This is a genomic window from Mesorhizobium sp. M0678, from assembly GCF_040320505.1.
In the GTDB taxonomy this organism is placed as follows: Bacteria; Pseudomonadota; Alphaproteobacteria; order Rhizobiales; family Rhizobiaceae; genus Mesorhizobium.
The window spans coordinates 1-16,623 of the sequence record NZ_JAMYPT010000024.1 but is presented as its reverse complement, the minus strand read 5'-3'; the positions used below and the strand labels follow the sequence as shown (position 1 = coordinate 16,623).

The 16,623-nt window shown below is 62.8% G+C and carries 17 protein-coding genes and 1 pseudogene; 8 read left to right on the top strand and 10 right to left on the bottom strand.

The window, feature by feature from the left end; all coding sequences use genetic code 11:
• Positions 1–40 precede the first annotated feature (40 nt).
• Positions 41–658 (top strand): transglutaminase-like cysteine peptidase, encoded by a 618-nt coding sequence (locus NKI29_RS28155; protein ID WP_352797976.1) that lies wholly within the window; start codon positions 41–43, stop codon positions 656–658.
• Between the two features lie 9 nt (positions 659–667).
• On the opposite strand, the gene NKI29_RS28150 is transcribed toward NKI29_RS28155, so the two are convergent.
• From NKI29_RS28150 to NKI29_RS28135, 4 genes and pseudogenes are all read right to left on the bottom strand, one after another.
• Positions 668–1,036 (bottom strand): helix-turn-helix domain-containing protein, encoded by a 369-nt coding sequence (locus NKI29_RS28150; protein ID WP_352570112.1) that lies wholly within the window; start codon positions 1,034–1,036, stop codon positions 668–670.
• Between the two features lie 53 nt (positions 1,037–1,089).
• Positions 1,090–1,626 carry a Smr/MutS family protein gene (locus NKI29_RS28145; protein ID WP_352797974.1) on the bottom strand — a complete coding sequence of 179 codons (537 nt, stop codon included), beginning with the start codon at positions 1,624–1,626 and terminating at the stop codon, positions 1,090–1,092.
• Positions 1,623–2,729, bottom strand: coding sequence for a murein transglycosylase A (gene mltA / locus NKI29_RS28140; protein WP_352570110.1), 1,107 nt, complete (start codon positions 2,727–2,729; stop codon positions 1,623–1,625). Before mltA ends, NKI29_RS28145 begins: the two co-directional genes overlap by 4 nt.
• A gap of 23 nt (positions 2,730–2,752) precedes the next feature.
• Positions 2,753–3,460: pseudogene (locus NKI29_RS28135) on the bottom strand (Tim44/TimA family putative adaptor protein).
• 198 nt (positions 3,461–3,658) lie between these two features.
• On the opposite strand from NKI29_RS28135, the gene NKI29_RS28130 reads away from it, so the two are divergent.
• The 3 genes from NKI29_RS28130 to NKI29_RS28120 all read left to right on the top strand — a co-directional run bounded on the left by NKI29_RS28130 (position 3,659) and on the right by NKI29_RS28120 (position 5,346).
• A complete protein-coding gene (locus tag NKI29_RS28130) occupies positions 3,659–4,150 on the top strand; it encodes an FxsA family protein (RefSeq protein ID WP_352570108.1) in 492 nt (163 codons plus the stop codon).
• A 113-nt stretch (positions 4,151–4,263) separates the two neighbouring features.
• Positions 4,264–4,764 (top strand): protein-export chaperone SecB, encoded by a 501-nt coding sequence (secB, locus tag NKI29_RS28125; protein ID WP_023675917.1) that lies wholly within the window; start codon positions 4,264–4,266, stop codon positions 4,762–4,764.
• A gap of 294 nt (positions 4,765–5,058) precedes the next feature.
• Entirely contained in the window at positions 5,059–5,346 is a 288-nt protein-coding gene (locus tag NKI29_RS28120) for a GIY-YIG nuclease family protein (protein WP_352798016.1), read from the top strand.
• Between the two features lie 196 nt (positions 5,347–5,542).
• Here NKI29_RS28120 and dnaQ read toward each other — a convergent pair whose 3' ends face one another.
• The 5 genes from dnaQ to NKI29_RS28095 form a co-directional block, all read right to left on the bottom strand.
• Complete coding sequence (dnaQ, locus tag NKI29_RS28115; protein WP_352570107.1) at positions 5,543–6,262, bottom strand: DNA polymerase III subunit epsilon; 720 nt, start codon at positions 6,260–6,262, stop codon at positions 5,543–5,545.
• Positions 6,263–6,348: 86 nt separating this feature from the next.
• A complete protein-coding gene (gene coaE, locus NKI29_RS28110; protein WP_352797971.1) occupies positions 6,349–6,951 on the bottom strand; it encodes a dephospho-CoA kinase in 603 nt (200 codons plus the stop codon).
• On the bottom strand, positions 6,948–7,790 hold the full coding sequence (locus NKI29_RS28105) for a shikimate dehydrogenase (RefSeq protein WP_352570104.1): 843 nt from the start codon (positions 7,788–7,790) through the stop codon (positions 6,948–6,950). The genes coaE and NKI29_RS28105 overlap by 4 nt, the downstream gene beginning before the upstream one ends.
• Positions 7,783–8,382 (bottom strand): Maf-like protein, encoded by a 600-nt coding sequence (locus NKI29_RS28100; RefSeq protein WP_352458815.1) that lies wholly within the window; start codon positions 8,380–8,382, stop codon positions 7,783–7,785. Before NKI29_RS28100 ends, NKI29_RS28105 begins: the two co-directional genes overlap by 8 nt.
• 196 nt (positions 8,383–8,578) lie before the next feature.
• Positions 8,579–9,397 (bottom strand): pyruvate, water dikinase regulatory protein, encoded by an 819-nt coding sequence (locus NKI29_RS28095; protein WP_352570103.1) that lies wholly within the window; start codon positions 9,395–9,397, stop codon positions 8,579–8,581.
• 401 nt (positions 9,398–9,798) lie between these two features.
• On the opposite strand from NKI29_RS28095, the gene hemE reads away from it, so the two are divergent.
• From hemE to rho, 3 genes are all read left to right on the top strand, one after another.
• Positions 9,799–10,827, top strand: a complete 1,029-nt coding sequence (hemE, locus tag NKI29_RS28090) for a uroporphyrinogen decarboxylase (protein WP_352570102.1) — start codon at positions 9,799–9,801, stop codon at positions 10,825–10,827.
• 2 nt (positions 10,828–10,829) lie between these two features.
• The gene (gene hemJ, locus NKI29_RS28085; RefSeq protein WP_031211566.1) at positions 10,830–11,375 is read left to right on the top strand and encodes a protoporphyrinogen oxidase HemJ; all 546 of its coding nucleotides are present in this window, start codon (positions 10,830–10,832) and stop codon (positions 11,373–11,375) included.
• Between the two features lie 166 nt (positions 11,376–11,541).
• Positions 11,542–12,807 carry a transcription termination factor Rho gene (rho, locus tag NKI29_RS28080; RefSeq protein WP_023675925.1) on the top strand — a complete coding sequence of 422 codons (1,266 nt, stop codon included), beginning with the start codon at positions 11,542–11,544 and terminating at the stop codon, positions 12,805–12,807.
• 185 nt (positions 12,808–12,992) lie between these two features.
• Here the strand turns inward: rho and NKI29_RS28075 are convergent, their stop codons facing one another.
• The gene (locus tag NKI29_RS28075; protein WP_352570101.1) at positions 12,993–15,011 is read right to left on the bottom strand and encodes a thioredoxin domain-containing protein; all 2,019 of its coding nucleotides are present in this window, start codon (positions 15,009–15,011) and stop codon (positions 12,993–12,995) included.
• A gap of 58 nt (positions 15,012–15,069) precedes the next feature.
• On the opposite strand from NKI29_RS28075, the gene mnmE reads away from it, so the two are divergent.
• Entirely contained in the window at positions 15,070–16,398 is a 1,329-nt protein-coding gene (gene mnmE / locus NKI29_RS28070) for a tRNA uridine-5-carboxymethylaminomethyl(34) synthesis GTPase MnmE (protein WP_352570100.1), read from the top strand.
• The last annotated feature ends 225 nt before the right edge of the window (positions 16,399–16,623 follow it).

Below are 16,623 nucleotides of genomic sequence, written 5' to 3'. Positions count from 1 at the left end.
CCCTTAACGTTTCGTTAACAACAAGGGACAAGCGGGGACAATGATTTCCTCACCAATGGCGAGAACGCTGCGCCTGTGCGCGCTGGCCGGACTTACTGTGGCGGCAGGTTGGGCCGGTTCGGCCTCGGCAGCCAGCCCGATGATAACAGGTGGCCCGACCTCGCAGCCGATCGGCCATTATGATTTCTGCAAGAGCTACGCGTCCGAATGCTCGATCCGCCCGAAGGATCTGTCGCCCGCCAGCCTGACAGGCTCGCTGTGGCGCAAGCTGCTCAGCGTCACGGCAAGGGTTAACGCCGCCGTCAAGCCGGAGAGCGACTTCGACATCTACGGCGAGGACGAGGTCTGGGCCTATCCCGACAAGGGCGTCGGCGATTGCGAGGACTATGTCCTGGAAAAGCGCCGTGAGCTGAACCGGCTGGGCGTCTCGTTTTCCGATCTGCTTATGACCGTCGTGCGCAAGCCGGATGGCGAAGGCCACGCCGTGCTGACGGTGCGCACCGACAAGGGCGACTACATCCTCGACAATCTGACCGACCAGGTCCGCTCCTGGGACCAGACCGGCTATCGTTTCCTCAAGCGGCAGGCGATTGACAATACCGGCCGCTGGGTCTCGATCCGCGGCGGCCAGCAGGTGCTGGTCGGCTCGGTCCAGTAACAAGGCAACTCATTTCGGCTGTGCCAGCGCGGCGCGGATCGACGCAATGATGCGGCGAAGCTCGGCTTCGTCGAGCTTTTCGATGTTGTCGGCCAGGAGATTGGCAAGCTCGGTCGCCGCCGGGCTAAGACCCGACGTGTCGAGCTTGACGCGCGGATGCGAGGTTTCGGCCAACCGCGCCAGTTCCTCGGCCTCGTCCCAGATGATGTTGAAATAGCCGATGATCTTCTGGATCAGCGTCCAGCTCGGCGCACCGCGGCGGCCGTGTTCGAGCGCCGAGAGATAGGCCGCGCTGACGCCGATCGCCTTGGCCATGTCCTTCTGGCTGACGCCGCGCTCGTTTCTCAGCACGCGAAGCTTTTCGCCGAATGGGGTCACAAGCGCACCTTCATGGGTGCATCCTCATAGATGCGTCCCTCATGGGCGTGTCCTCATGAGCGCGCCCGCCGCAAGCGGATATAGAGCGCACCCGAGCCGCCATGTTTGCGGGCGGCATGGTCGTGGTTGGAGACGAGGGGCCGGAAGGCGGGTGTCGACAGCCATGACGGCACGGCGCGCCGCAAGACGCCATCGCCGCCCGACGAGGAACCCTTGCCGGTGATCACAAGGACGTAGCGGATGCCGCCGGCATGCGCCCGGCACAGGAAGGAAAACAGCAGGGAATAGGCTTCAGCCTGGGTCAGGCCATGCAGGTCGACGCGGCCCTCGATCGGCAGCCGGCCCTTCGACAGCTTGTCCAGCGTCGGTTCGTCGAGTGCGTGGGAGACATGCTGCGCCTTCGGCTTTGCGGCCGTGGCAGCATTGCCCGCGACCTGTGCCGGCGGCGGCGCCTGCCTGGTCTCGTCGATCTCCGGCCCGACGTCTGGAATTTCGACGGCGGTTTTGCCCTTCAGCGGCTTTGCCGTGCGCGCCACCAGGTTCCACAGCACCCGGTCGTCCTCGCTCAGCCTGTCGATGCGCCGGGTCATCGGCCTGCTCCTGAAACAAGCGACCGGGGGATCAGCGCATAAAAATCGGCGGCGTTGCGGATAACGCCGGCGATCTCGCCGGCCGCATCGCCCGACCCGGCAAACAGATCGCCGCGGGCCGGCCCGGTGATCGCCGAGCCGGTGTCCTGCGCGATCATCAGCCGCCGGAACGGTTTTCCGTCGAAAGCGGTCAGCGACGGCGCATCGATATGGAAGGGCGTGCCGAACGTGTGCAGCAGCCGGTCGACGGCGATCGAGCGGCCGGGTGTCAGCGCCACCTTGGCGGCAGCGATCGGGCCGAGCTCTGGGTCGTCGACGCCCATCTCGCGGAAGAAGATGTAGGAGCGGTTGCGCCAAAGGATCTCGTCGACGCGTTCCGGATGCGCCTTGAACCAGGCACGGATCGACTGCATCGTCACTTTCTCCAGCGGGATCTCGCCTTCCTCGCTCAGGATCTGGCCCGGTCCGGTAAAGCGCTGGCCGGATTTGGCGGCATAGGTGATGCGGCGAAGCCTGCCGTCGGTCATCTTGAGCCGCGCCGCGCCCTGCACGTGAATGAAGAAGGCGTCGACCTTGTCGGCGAGCCAGGCAATTTCCAGCCTTTTTCCGGCAAGCACGCCGCACTCGATCTCGCCGCGGTCGAAATATTCGACCGGGCCGTTCGGCGCCGCACGTGCGAAGGCGAGATAAGGATCCATGCCGGAAGGACGATTGCCGTCGTCGACGTCGACAAGATCGGCCGGGCGCGACAGCAACGGCACCGAAAACCGTTGCGTGCGTACCGGCGAGGCTTCGACCTCCGGCTCGTAAAAGCCGGTGACCAGGCCGGGACCACCACCTTCGGCATCGATACGGGCCGGCACGAAGTGGCGCTCGAAAAAGCTTCGGGCCTGCAACCGATTCGCCGGCGAAACGGTGCGCGCTTCGGCATAGGCGTCGGCAAAGCCATTGTAATCGACGCCGAGCGCGCCGGAGCGGTAGGGTTTCGTCAGGATATGAAAGGCCGAGCGGCGAAAGGCGTCAAAGGCAGGGAGATGGTCGTCCTCGCCCCAGCCCGGCAATTCGCCAAAGGATTTTTCGCTGAAGGCTCGAGAAAGCGACACGACAGCCTCCGCCGCCGTCCAGTTCAGTCTTCTTCTTCGGTGGCGACGAGCTTCCAGTTCGGATCGCGCGAGCGCGCGTCACGAGCGAAGGTCCAGACATCCTTGACCTCGGCGACGGTTTCGGGATCGCCGTCGATGACGGCGCCGGCCTTGTCGCGGGTCGCCGAAATCAGCTCGCTGACAATGCGCAGCGTGATGTGCGCCTCGCTGCCCTTCATCTCGGCCGAAACGATGTCGGCCTTGTCGATGCCGACGAAGGAGGACTGGATCTTTTCGGCTTTCGCCTCACGGTCGCCGATGGCCGCGACGAAGCCGTCATAGACCTCGCGCGACAAAAGGTTCTTCAGCGTTTTGCGGTCGCCATCGGCGTAGGCCATGACGATCATCTAGTAGGCCATCTTGGCGCCGTCGACGAAGGTCTTCGGATCGAAGGTCGGATCATTGTCCTTGATCGCCCGCAGGCCCCGGTTGAGATCGGTGTCCGGCTTGGCAAAGGCATCGATCGCCACATAGGCATCGGCCGCCGGCTCTCCCGCCAGGCGCTTGCGCGGCAGCGAGACCACGTTCTCGGGTTTCTGGGCGGCATCCTTGTCGTTTTTGCGCGCTGCCGTATATGGATCGAAGGGTGGGCGCTCGTTGCCCGTGCGTCGGCCAAGCACGTTGCGCAGCTGGAAGAAGATCACCACCGCCGCAATCAGAAAGAAAATCGTGCCGAAGTCGAAGAAGCCCATATCTTGCGCCAATCAATCCCTGCTTTGGCCGGACCAGCGGCCAAGCAAGGGCCGCGATCACATAGCGTTCGGTATCCAAAGCATATAGAACGCATGGCGCAATCATTCAAATCAAAGGCAGCCATACCTATCTAACAGCTCTGGTGCCAGCGGCGATTGCTCGCCGGCCGGCAAAACATCGAAACGATCGGTCAAGATTTGCGTATCTCGCTGTTTCCCCTGTTCATTCTAACGCTTCCGCTGCTGGAGATAGCCGGTTTCGTCATTGTCGGCCGCCAGATCGGCGCGCTGGCGACGGTCGGGCTGGTGCTGGCCTCGAGCATTGCCGGCGCCTTGCTGCTGCGGCACCAGGGTTTTGGCGTGATGGCCAGGGTCCGTGCCGAAATGGATGCCGGGCGTGATCCGAGCGGCCAGCTTGCGCATGGCGCCATGATCGTGCTGGCCGCGATCCTTTTGATCATCCCCGGCTTCATCTCGGATATTTTCGGCCTTCTGCTGTTCCTGCCGCCGGTGCGCGATCTTGCCTGGCGGATGCTGAAAGGCCGCATCGTGCTGGCCACCGATTTCAGCAGTGATTTGCGGGCAAGGCAACGCGGCAAGACCATCGATCTCGACGACGGCGACTATTCGCGGGCCGACGACCATACGCGCGGACCGGGTTCTCCCTGGCGCCGCCTCAAGGACGAGTAGCTGCAAGGCAACCGGCGTCTTTTGCAAACTTGTCTTGTCGGGCCGGCCATGATAGCGAACGCCCGAATTTCAATCCGGTCAGCAACGCTGCCCAGGCAAAAGGACCACAGCTTATGGCCAGCAACGACGACGCGCCGACCGGCGCAGCCAACGGTAATGGAAATGCGGCGCAGCCTTCGCTCAACGTGCTTGCGCAATATGTGAAGGACCTGTCCTTCGAAAGCCCGGGCGCACCGAACTCGCTGCGCGGCCGCGACAAGGCTCCGGGCATCGCCATCAATGTCAACGTCAACGCCAATCCGCTTTCCGACAAGCAGTTCGACGTCAATTTGACGCTGAACGCCAAAGCGTCGTTCGACCAGGAAGTGCTGTTCAATGTCGAACTGGTCTATGGCGGCGTCTTCTCCATCAGCGGCTTCCCGCAGGAGCACATGCTGCCGATCCTGTTCATCGAATGCCCGCGGCTGCTGTTCCCGTTCGCCCGGCAGATCATCGCCGAGGCAACACGCAATGGCGGCTTCCCGCCGCTGATGCTAGACCCGATCGATTTCGCGCAGATGTTCCAGCAGAAGTTGGCCGAGGACCAGGCTGCCGCCAAGGTCAAGGTGAGCTGAAGCGGTTGTCTCGCTAGCGTTTGGAAAAACCCGGCCTTGCGCCGGGTTTTTTATAATGATGTCCCGCCCGAAAGGCTGAAGGCCAATCGGACGCAAGCGTCGATGGTTCTCTTCAGCGGCAAGTCGAATATCTTCGAGATTAGCCGAATATCACCACGTCTTCGTCATCCCAGGGCGGAGCAGGAGCGAAGCGACGTCGCGGAGACCCTGGGATCCATGCCGTTACATCAGCCGAAGAATACAGCGGCTCAGAACGGCGCTTGTATCCGCAACTGTGCCAGCTACCCTTCAGCCATGACCGGCTATACCCACATGACCGCTAGCCAGAAGCGCGGCACGATCTACATCGGCGTCACCAACGATCTCGGCCGCCGCATGCCGGAGCACAAATCCGGCCAAGGTTCGCGCTTCACCGGCCGCTACGGCGTGCAGCGCCTGGTCTGGTACGAGGAACATTTCGACATTCGTGACGCCATTCAGCGCGAGAAGTCGCTGAAGCGCTGGCCGCGGCAGTGGAAGATCGAGCTGATCGAGAAGACCAATCCAGAGTGGTTCGAGCTTTTTCGCGGAACGGGGTGGTAGTTCGGTTCTGGTCCGCAGGCGCACTGCCGCGTGGTAACGGCATGGATCCCAGGGTCTGCGCCGCGTCGCTTTGCTCCTTGCTCCGCCCTGGGATGACGAATTGGAGGGATATTTCAGCCAATCTCCAAGGTTTGCGATTTGCCACTGAACGGAACTATCGACGTTCGCTGCCGATGACCGCAACCTGTCAAAATCACTATGCGGCGGAACTCGCTTCCGGGGGGACGCGCAGCCAGAGCGCCTTTTCGCCCAATGTGCCAACCATGCCCGCGTGCGCGGTGCGCTCGGCGTCGGTCAGGCGCGATGGCAAGGCGATCGGCCGCACACCGATCGAAATATCGATGTCGTCGACATTCTGCCTTCCGCCCGCCGGAGTCAGGATGCTGTCGAGGATGAGGCTTGCCTGCTTGCCGCCGATAAGCTCGATATAGACCTCGGCCAGCAATTCCGAATCGAGCAGCGCGCCGTGCTTGGTGCGGCGGCCGTTGTCGATGCCGTAGCGGCGGCAGAGCGCATCGAGCGAATTGGGGCCCATCGGATGCTTGCGGCGCGCCAGCGCCAGCGTGTCGACAATCCGTCCCGGATCGATGGCCGGATGGCCAAGCCGGCCGAATTCGAGATTGAGGAAGCCGATGTCGAAACCGGCATTGTGCGCGACCAGCTTGGCCCCGTCGATGAAGGCGAGGAACTCCTCGGCGATCTCCATGAAAGTCGGCTCGCCCTGAAGATCGGCGGCGCTGATGCCGTGCACGGCCTGCGCTTCGTGATGGATCGGGCGGCCTTGCGGGTTGATGTATTTGTGGAAGGTGCGGCCGGTCGGAAAGCGGTTGACCAGCTCGATGCCGCCAAGCTCGATGACGCGGTCCTCGCGCGTGTCGAGGCCGGTGGTTTCCGTATCGAAGATGATCTCACGCATCGAATCAGTCCACTGGTTCCGGCATCATTCTAGCCGAATCACACCAGGAACAAAATGGCAACAAGTAATGTGGGTCTGCAAGCCTCTTAACCAGGCCTGGCTGCCTTATCCACGACTAGTTCGGCGATGATCGCCTTGACGGCCGCGCGAGCGGCGTCAAAGCCCTGACCGGTGTCGATGACGAAGTCGGCGCGCCGGCGCTTTTCGGCGTCGGCAACCTGCCTGGCCAGGATCGACGCCAGTTTCTCCTCGTTCATGCCCGGCCGCGCCAGCACGCGGGCGCGCTGGACTTCAGGCGGCGCGGTGACGACCACGACCTTGTCGACGCGATCACGGCCGCCGGTCTCGAACAGCAGCGGTATATCGAGCACGGCAAGCGGCGCGCCGGCGGCACGATTTTCAGCCAGGAAGGCATCGGCGTCGGCACGGACCAACGGATGGATGATCGCTTCCAGACGTTTCAGGGCGGCGGCGTCGCCGAGCACCCGTTCGGCCAGCTTTGTGCGATCGACCGCACCGGATCGGGTGGTCCCGGGAAAGGCCGCCTCGACCATGGGGGCGGCCTGGTCGGCATAGAGGCGATGCACCGCCTCGTCGGAATCATGGACCGGCACGCCGGCCTCGGCAAACATCTTTGCGGTGGTCGACTTGCCCATGCCGATCGATCCGGTGAGGCCGAGCACGATCATTTTATCGCGCCGATATCGGCGATGATCATTTGCCGCAGTTCGGCGGTGACCTGCGGCCTGGTGCCGAACCAGCGTTCGAAGCCGGGCACCGCCTGGTGCAGCAGCATGCCGAGCCCATCGACGGTTCTCAGGCCGCGCGCTTTGGCCGCGGCAAGGAGCGGCGTCTCCAGTGGCACGTAGACGATGTCGGTGACGATGGCACGGCTAGGCAGTCTGCCCGGGTCGGCGGACAGGCCTTCATTGCCGTGCATGCCGAGCGCAGACGTGTTGACCAGCAGGCCGGCATCCTCGAGCAATTCGCCGGTCGCCGCGAGGTTGTGGGCGGAAACGCCTGCACCGAAGCGGTCGCGCAGGTCCTGCGCCCTCGCAAGCGTCCGGTTGACGATGCGGATATCGTTGATGCCGCGTTGCTTCAGCGCATGGATGACCGCGCGAGCGGCGCCGCCGGCACCGAGCACCACGGCGGGGCCGTTGGCCGCCCAGCCCGGTGCATATTCGTCCAGATTGGCGGCAAAGCCATGGGCATCGGTGTTGCCGCCGCACAATTCGCCATCCTCGAACCACAGCGTGTTGACCGCACCGATCTGTTCGGCGTCGGCGTCACGCCGCTTGGCCAAAGCGAAGGCGGCTTCCTTGTGCGGGATGGTGACGTTGCCGCCGCGATAGCCTTGTGCCTGCAGCGTCTGCAGGAATTCGGCAAACGCCTCCGGTGCAACGTCGATGGCCTCGTAGACGCCGCCGATGCCGTATTTCGCCAGCCAGTAGCCGTGGATCTTCGGAGACCTGGAATGCGCGATCGGGTGGCCCGCGACAAACGCCTTTTTCGTGGCCTCAGCCATCGATCGCCCCGAACTCACGCAGCTTGGCCAGCACCGGCAAAAGTGGCAGGCCGACAATAGTAAAATAGTCGCCTTCGATTTTTTCGAACAGCTGGATGCCTTCGCCTTCGATCTGGTAAGCGCCGACGCTGGACAACGCCTTGGCGCCGACGCGCGCAAGATGGCGGCCGATGAAGGCCGGATCGAGCTTGCGCATGGTCAGGCTGGCGATGCCGACATGCCGCCACAGAACCTGGCCGTCACGGCCGAGCACGACGGCGCTGTTGAGATGATGCGTCTTGCCCGACAGCGCCAGCAGATGACGGCGCGCTCCTTCCATGTCGGCCGGCTTATGGAACAGCTCGTCGCCGAGCGACAGCGTTTGGTCGCAGCCGAGCACTAGGGCGCCGGGCTTGCGCTCGCTGACGTCGGTGGCCTTGGCTTCGGCGAGCACCAGGGCGACGTCCTCCGGCGATACGCCACTATTCTGCAGCGGCGCCTCGAGCGCGCGCTCATCGACAGAAGCCGGAACCGCTTCGACAGTGACGCCGGCATTGACGAGCAGCGCCTTGCGGAACGGGCTGCCCGAGGCAAGGATGATTTTTTCAGCCATTTTTTTCGCCTGATCTTTCCTTCTCCCCTTGTGGGAGAAGGTGGATTGGCGCGCAGCGCCAAGACGGTTGAGGGGTGCTGGACGGAGTGCAGGTGATGCCAAGCTGGAACACCCCTCATCCGACCGAGCTTCGCTCGGCCACCTTCTCCCACAAGGGGAGAAGGTAAGGACCACCCACAGCACAAGCGCCCAAACCCTACCGCGTCTTGCCGCGCAGGGCAACGATTGCCGCCGCCGTCTCCTCGATCGAACGGCGGCTGACGTCGATCATCGGCCAGCCGTGCCGCGTGCATATCTGGCGGGCATAGGTGAGCTCTTCCGCGATCGCGGCACGGTCGACATAGTCGGTCGGCTCATAGGCGCTGGTGCCGAGAATGCGGTTCTGCCGAACCTGCGAGATCCGTTCGGCGGTGGCGACCAGGCCGACGATCAGCGGCCTCCTGGCATTGACCAGGGTTTCGGGCACCGGCACGCCGAGCACGATCGGGATGTTGGCGGTCTTGATCCCGCGATTGGCGAGATAGATGCTGGTCGGCGTCTTCGAGGTGCGGGAGATGCCGACGAGCACGATGTCGGCATCGTCCATATTGGCCGGCAGCTGACCATCGTCATGCTCCATGGTGAAGTTGAGCGCGTCGATGCGGCGGAAATATTCGGCGTTCAGCACATGCTGGGCGCCGACGCGTCGGCCGGCAGGCGTGCCGAGATAGGACTGGAACACCGTCAGCACCGGCTCCAGCACCGAGACGCAAGGCAGGCCCATGGCCGCGCAGCGTTCGTCGATACCGCGGGCAAGCTTCTGGTCGACCACCGTGTAGAGGATGATGCCCGGCTCCTCCTCGATGTCCTCGAACACCTTCGTCACCTGCTTTTCGGTGCGGATGAGCGGGTAGATATGTTCGATGGCGCGCGCATCCTTGTATTGCGCGGAAGCCGCGCGGCCGGCGGCCAGCAGCGTTTCGCCGGTGGCGTCGGAAATCAGATGAAGGTGAAAGAAGCTCTGCGGTTTGTTCACAGGATACATTCCAGGCTGTGGGCCGATGTGGATAAGCCGGGCGGAAAACTCGGCCACCGCAAAGCGACTGTATCAGATGCCGGTTTGTCCACAATTCGATGTGCTGTCGGCTTCTCCGGGCGGTTGGGGACAAGTCCGGGGACGGAGCTTTTTGCCTTCGCTTCATCCACAGGGGCAATTTCCCTGGCGTGGCGGCAACGCATTGACTCCAGTCGTAAATTCCCGATTTTCCACAAAGTCCTGCAATCCCGCTGGAGAAGCGCGCGACAATATGCTGGCTGGTCTTTTCGAGGGCAAAGCGGGACAGGAGACAACCACCACAACCAACAGACTCTTAGAATCATAAGATTCCTAAAAATAGAATATTTAATTATAGGGAAGCCTGGAAAGGCGAGCGCTCAATGCCTCAAGACCGGATCGTGCTGGACGTGTTGAGAGGCAAAGCGGCGTTTCCGCCGCCGCTCTGGATGATGCGCCAGGCCGGCCGCTATCTGCCGGAATACCGGGAGACGAGGAGACGGGCCGGATCCTTCCTCGATCTTTGCTACGACCCGGATCTCGCCGTCGAAGTGACGCTGCAGCCGATCGAACGCTTCGGCTTCGATGCATCGATCCTGTTTTCCGATATTCTTGTCGTGCCGCATGCGCTCGGCCGCGACGTGCGCTTCGAGGAAGGACGCGGCCCGCTGCTGACGCCGATCACGGCTGCGGAAATTGCGGCTCTCGACGGCGAAACGTTTCACGTGAATCTCGAGCCGGTCTACGAGACGGTGCGGCGGTTGCGCGCCAGACTGCCTGATGAAACGACGCTGATCGGCTTCTGCGGTGCGCCCTGGACGGTGGCGACCTACATGATTGCCGGCCACGGTACGCCCGACCAGGCGCCGGCCAGGCTGTTCGCCTATCGCGAGCCGGCGGCCTTTCTTAGGCTGCTGAAGGTGCTGGCCGATCATTCGGGTGCTTATCTGATCCGCCAGATCGAGGCCGGCGCCGACGTGGTGCAGATCTTCGATTCGTGGTCAGGCGTACTCGACGAAGCGTCTTTCGAGTTGTTCTGCGTCGACCCGGTGGCCTCGATCGTCCGGCAAGTGAAGGCTGCCCATCCCAATGTTCCGATCATCGGCTTTCCCAAGGGCGCGGGAGATCACTATCGAAGCTATCGCCAGAAGACCGGCGTGACCGGGCTGGGCCTCGACTGGACCGTGCCATTGTCGACGGCGAAGGAATTGCAGCGTGACGGCGCCGTGCAGGGCAATCTCGATCCGCTGAGGCTTGTAGCCGGCGGCAAGGCGCTTGACGACGGCGTGGGGGCGATCTTGAAGGCGCTGGGCGACGGGCCGCTGATCTTCAATCTCGGCCACGGCATCACGCCGGAGACGCCGCTCGCTCATGTCGAGCGGATGGTCAAGCTGGTGCGGAGCGCATCGTGACGATGATGGGCGCGGACAATGCGAACGGCACCAACACCGGTAAGGGCGCGATGCGCCGCGCGGCAATCGCGATCGCCATTTTCCTGGTGCTGGCCGGGCTGCTGTTGCTGTTCGGGCCCGATGATTTCTATCCTTGGGCGAAGGCGATCCATGTGATTGCCGTCATCTCCTGGATGGCGGGCATGCTCTATCTGCCGCGCTTGCTGGTCTATCATGCCGATGCCGAAAAAGGCTCCGTCCAGTCGGAGACCTTCAAGGTGATGGAGCGCCGGCTGCTGCGCGGCATCATCAATCCGGCAATGGTGATCACCTGGGCATTCGGCCTGTGGCTTGCCTGGAAAGGCTTTGGTTTTCAAGGCGGCTGGCTGCATGCCAAGATCGCTGCGGTGGTTGGCCTGTCGGCCGTGCATGGCTATCTCGCCGGCGCCGTCCGGAAATTTGCCGAAGACCGCAATGAAAAATCGGCAAGGCACTGGCGGATCGTCAATGAGATCCCTACATTGCTGATGATCGTCATCGTCGTCCTGGTTATCGTGAAACCGTTCTGACGTCTTCGGTTGCCCGCAAAAGGCGGCTTGCTCTTTCAACCGACCGACGATAAAAGACGGGTCTTCCTTCCCGTCATGCGCCGCCCATTTATCGCTTCGGCCGCGCCCGGCATTTGTCGCATCCCGCCGATATTTTTCCCAAAGCTTACTCAGAGTCCGTCTAATGATGCAAGAAATGAAACTCACAGAGTTCAAGAACAAGAAGCCGCCAGAGCTGATCGCTTATGCGGAATCGCTCGAAGTCGAGAATGCCAGCGTCATGCGCAAGCAGGAGCTGATGTTCGCGATCCTGAAGAGGCTGGCGACCCAGGATATCGAGATCATCGGCGACGGCGTCGTCGAAGTGCTGCAGGACGGCTTTGGCTTCCTGCGCTCCGCCAATGCCAACTATTTGCCAGGTCCCGACGACATCTATATTTCACCGTCGCAGATCCGGCGGTTCTCGCTGAAGACCGGCGATACGGTCGAAGGGCCGATCCGCAGCCCGAAAGAGGGCGAGCGCTATTTCGCGCTGCTCAAGGTCAACACGATCAATTTCGACGACCCGGAAAAAATCCGCCACAAGATCCATTTCGACAATCTGACGCCGCTTTATCCGACCTCGCGGCTGAAGATGGAGATGGAGGTTCCGACCTCCAAGGATATTTCGGCGCGCGTCATCGACCTGGTGGCGCCGCTCGGCAAGGGCCAGCGCGCGTTGATCGTGGCGCAGCCGCGCACCGGCAAGACGGTGCTGCTGCAGAACATCGCCCATTCGATCACCACCAACCATCCGGAATGCTATTTGATCGTGCTTCTGATCGACGAGCGGCCGGAGGAAGTCACCGACATGCAGCGCTCGGTGAAGGGCGAGGTGGTGTCCTCGACCTTCGACGAGCCGGCGGTGCGCCACGTCCAGGTCGCCGAAATGGTCATCGAAAAGGCCAAGCGCCTGGTCGAGCACGGCCGTGACGTGGTCATCCTGCTGGACTCGATCACCCGCCTCGGCCGCGCCTACAACACCGTCGTGCCGTCGTCCGGCAAGGTGCTGACCGGCGGTGTCGACGCCAATGCGCTGCAACGGCCGAAGCGCTTCTTCGGTGCTGCCCGCAATATCGAGGAAGGCGGCTCGCTGACCATCATCGCGACAGCGCTGATCGATACCGGCAGCCGCATGGACGAGGTCATCTTCGAAGAGTTCAAGGGCACCGGCAATTCGGAAATCGTGCTCGACCGCAAGGTGGCGGACAAGCGCATCTATCCGGCCATGGACATCCTCAAATCCGGCACCCGCAAGGAAGACCTGCTGGTTCCGCGCCAGGACCTGCAGAAGATCTTCGTGCTGCGCCGCATCCTGGCGCCGATGGGAACGACCGACGCCATCGAGTTCCTTATCGACAAGCTCAAGCAGACCAAGACCAACGCGGATTTCTTCGATTCGATGAATACGTAGGGGGTTGGCCGGCGCCGTCCTTCCCTTCTCCCCTTGTGGAAGAAGGTGGATTGGCGCGCAGCGCCAAGCCGGTTGAGGGGTGCCGGACGGAACTCCGTCGGCGCCAAGCTGGAACACCCCTCATCCGACCGAGCTTCGCTCGGCCACCTTCTCCCACAAGGGGAGAAGGGGGAGCCGCGTTGGACTCATTGCCGGTGCAACAGCCGCTCAAGCTCCTCGGCACTAGTCACCACCGGCAGGCAGACCTGCCCCGTGCAGAGCCAGGCGCCGGGCTCGGCCGTTGGCGGCATGACGCCGCCTGGCAAGGCCGGCAGATTTGTCGCCGAGCCAACAGGCACGACGATGTCCACCCGGCGCGGGTCTGGATTTCGATTCGCAACCGGAACAAGCCTTGGATTCTCCGGTCTATCCACGATCACCAGCTTCAGCGGTTCAAGCGCCAAGGCACAGGCATTGACTATACCCGCCTGGCCATAGCCCTGGTGCTCCGCCCGCCCGCCCGCGTGCTCTGCGACTGTCCAGGCTGTTTCCCAGAGATCGAGATCGCCCGAAAGCGACGACAATCGGACCAGGGCTTCGATGATCTGGCCGGTAGCGGAAGGATTGGCTTCGTCGACATCGCCGCGGATGCGGATCGGCACATCCGCGCTGTCGGACGCGGTCAGATAATAGCCGGTCTTGTCGCTGTCCCGGTGCCAAAGATCGAGTTGCTCAATGAAGTTCTCGGCGCGATCGATATAGTCGGGATTGCCGGTCGCCTCGAACAGTGAGATGGCGGCGTTGGCCATGGCGGCATAGTCGCTCGACAGAGCCGGAAACAGCTTCTTTGCGCCGAGCATCGAATGCGGCAGGCGGCCGTCACGTCCGGCAGCCGCAATTGCGGCAAAGGCCGCTGCCGCCGCTTCGATCCAGTCGGATCGGCCAAGCGACCGTCCGGCCTCGGCAAGGGCTGCGATCATGAAGCCGTTCCAGTCGGTCAGCGCCTTGCCGTCACGCCCGGGCCGCACGCGCTGTTCCCTCGCTGCCAGCAGCCTTTGCTTGAGCGGAACCAGAAGGTCACGATCGACGACGCTCTGCGCCAGTTGAGCATCAGTCTGGCAAATGATCGGCTTGCCTTCCCAACCATGCGGACCGGCAAGCGTGAAGTATTTGAAAAACAATGCTGAATCGTCGCCAAGGGCTGCTTCGAGCTCATCCCTGCTCCAGGTGTAGAACAACCCCTCCTCGCCCTCGCTATCGGCATCAAGGCTGGCGGCAAAGGCATCGCCCTCGACTCGCATTTCGCGCAACAGCCAGGCAATCGTCTCTTCGATTCGCAGCCGGAACAATTCCTTGCCGGTTGACGCATAGGCCCAATTGCACAAGCGGATGAGCTGGGCATTGTCGTAGAGCATTTTTTCGAAATGCGGGACCAGCCATTCGGCGTCGGTCGAGTAGCGGCTGAGTCCGCCGCCAATATGGTCATAGATGCCGCCGGCCAGCATCTTTTCGAGGCTGAGGAGAACAGCGTCGCGGTGGGATGCGGTGCCGTCGCGCAGCCAGGACAGCCAGAGGCTCTGCATGAATGGCGCGTTGGGGAATTTCGGCGCGCCGCGCAGGCCGCCCAAATCGCGGTCGATCATGCCGTCAATGCCATTGGCGAGGTTCGCCAGCATGCCGCGGTCGAGCACGGCCTTGCCATGGCTGCCCGCCAGCCGCGTCTCGACATGCGTGGTCAGGCCGTCGGCACTCTGGTTAACGCTTTCTTTCTTCTCCCGCCAAGCCTTGTCAACCGCCTCCAGCACCTGGACGAAACCCGGCCGGCCGTAGCGCGCCTCGCGCGGAAAATAGGTGCCGCCCCAGAACGGCTTGCCGTCGGGGGTCAGGAACATGGTCAGCGGCCAGCCGCCTTGCTCGCCCATCGAGGACAGTGCCGCCATATAGATCTGGTCGATGTCGGGGCGCTCCTCGCGGTCGACCTTGATATTGACGAAGAGACGGTTCATGACGGCGGCGACGTCGTCGTTCTCGAAGCTCTCATGCGCCATGACATGGCACCAATGGCATGCGGCGTAGCCGACAGAGAGCAGGATCGGACGCTGCAGCACCTTTGCTTCGGCCAGAGCGGCGGGCGACCATGGCCGCCAGTGCACGGGATTGCCGCTGTGCTGCTGCAGATAGGGGCTGGCCTCTTCGGCAAGCAGGTTTTGTGCAGGCAATGTCACGGCACTACTCGATGCGGATTGAACAGGCATAGCTAGGGCGCTTCGGCAGAGCGGGCAAATGATTTCAAAAGACTCCATCGTGGCGCTGTCGAGCGGGCGCCTGCCGGCCGGCATTGCGGTGATCCGGATTTCCGGGCCGCATAGTCGATTCGCTGTCGAAACGATTGCGGGATCGAAGGTGCCAAACCGCGTTGCCACCTATCGCAAGTTCCGGGCGCCCGACGGATCGGTGCTGGACAGCGGCCTTGCCGTCTTCTTTGCCGGTCCCGACAGTTTTACCGGCGAGGACGTTGCAGAGTTCCATGTGCATGGCGGGCGCGCCGTTGTGGCGAGGATGCTGGAAACGATCGCCTCCTTCGACGGTGTCAGGCATGCCGAGCCTGGCGAATTCACCCGCCGCGCCTTTCTCAACGGCAAGCTCGATCTGGTCGAAACCGAGGCGCTGGCCGATCTCATCAACGCCGAAACCGAGGCGCAGCGGCGCTTTGCCGTTCACAACGCCCAAGGCGTGCAGAGCGAACTCTATCTGGGCTGGCGCCGACGGCTGATCCACGCCCGCGCGATGATCGAGGCCGAGATCGACTTTGCCGACGAGGATGACGTGCCGGGCTCGGTCGCCGATACAGTCTGGTCCGATGTCCGGGCGATGATCGGGGAAATAGAGCGCCACGTCGCCGGCTTCCGCGCTGCCGAAATCATTCGCGATGGGTTCGAAGTGGTAATCCTCGGCGCGCCGAATGCCGGCAAGTCCAGCCTGTTCAACGCCTTGGCGCGGCGCGAAGCGGCCATCGTCACCGACGAGCCGGGCACGACCCGCGACCTGCTCGAGGTGGCACTGGACCTGGAAGGGGTGCGGGTCAGGGTAACCGACACCGCCGGTCTGCGCGAGGCGCCCGGCAAGATAGAGGCGATCGGCATCGAGAAGGCCAGGACCAAGGCGCACAGCGCTGATCTGCTGTTGCTGCTGGAGGATCTGGCGGAGCCAATCGCGATCGGTGTGCTGACGAGCGACATTCAGGCGCTGAGGGTCGGAACAAAAATTGACCTGTTGGGGGGCAAATCGCCCTCGCCCGCGGTGCGCTATGATTTCGCTATCTCGACGCGGGACGGCACGGGTCTGGCCGAACTGCTGGACGAGATCGGGCGTCGTGCCGCAGTCCAGATCGGCAAGGCCGGCGATATCCTGCCGTCGCGGCTGCGGCACGTCGAGCTGCTCAACGAGACGAAACGCTTCCTGCTCGCAGCAGTGGCCAGTGGTGATCGCGGCCAGGAACTGCAGGCCGAGGAGCTGCGCCTGGCGGCGGATCGGCTCGGACGAATCGTTGGGTCGGTCGATGTCGAAGACATGCTCGATGTGATTTTTTCGCAGTTTTGTATTGGGAAATGACTCACGTGAAACATAGGGGAAGGAGCACCGGCGGTGATTCACGTGAAACACGGGCCCAGGAATAGGGGGGACTGTTTCACGTGAAACGATCCTGCTCGCAGCGTCTCCCCTTCTCCCACAAGGAGACCTTTGCACAGAAGCCGATCGGTGATTCTGTGATGATGGTCGAAGCAGGGAGATTCGGGATGGCGGATCGTGTTCTGGGTCAGTTGAGTCTGGCGGACG

What these genes read in the sequence shown, in the direction of transcription:
- NKI29_RS28155 (WP_352797976.1), top strand. Translation starts at nt 41, where the DNA reads ATGATTTCCTCACCAATGGCGAGAACGCTGCGCCTGTGCGCGCTGGCC.
- NKI29_RS28145 (WP_352797974.1), bottom strand. Translation starts at nt 1,626, where the DNA reads ATGACCCGGCGCATCGACAGGCTGAGCGAGGACGACCGGGTGCTGTGG.
- secB (WP_023675917.1), top strand. Translation starts at nt 4,264, where the DNA reads ATGGCCAGCAACGACGACGCGCCGACCGGCGCAGCCAACGGTAATGGA.
- NKI29_RS28120 (WP_352798016.1), top strand. Translation starts at nt 5,059, where the DNA reads ATGACCGGCTATACCCACATGACCGCTAGCCAGAAGCGCGGCACGATC.
- dnaQ (WP_352570107.1), bottom strand. Translation starts at nt 6,262, where the DNA reads ATGCGTGAGATCATCTTCGATACGGAAACCACCGGCCTCGACACGCGC.
- coaE (WP_352797971.1), bottom strand. Translation starts at nt 6,951, where the DNA reads ATGATCGTGCTCGGCCTCACCGGATCGATCGGCATGGGCAAGTCGACC.
- NKI29_RS28105 (WP_352570104.1), bottom strand. Translation starts at nt 7,790, where the DNA reads ATGGCTGAGGCCACGAAAAAGGCGTTTGTCGCGGGCCACCCGATCGCG.
- NKI29_RS28100 (WP_352458815.1), bottom strand. Translation starts at nt 8,382, where the DNA reads ATGGCTGAAAAAATCATCCTTGCCTCGGGCAGCCCGTTCCGCAAGGCG.
- hemE (WP_352570102.1), top strand. Translation starts at nt 9,799, where the DNA reads ATGCCTCAAGACCGGATCGTGCTGGACGTGTTGAGAGGCAAAGCGGCG.
- hemJ (WP_031211566.1), top strand. Translation starts at nt 10,830, where the DNA reads ATGATGGGCGCGGACAATGCGAACGGCACCAACACCGGTAAGGGCGCG.
- rho (WP_023675925.1), top strand. Translation starts at nt 11,542, where the DNA reads ATGCAAGAAATGAAACTCACAGAGTTCAAGAACAAGAAGCCGCCAGAG.
- mnmE (WP_352570100.1), top strand. Translation starts at nt 15,070, where the DNA reads ATGATTTCAAAAGACTCCATCGTGGCGCTGTCGAGCGGGCGCCTGCCG.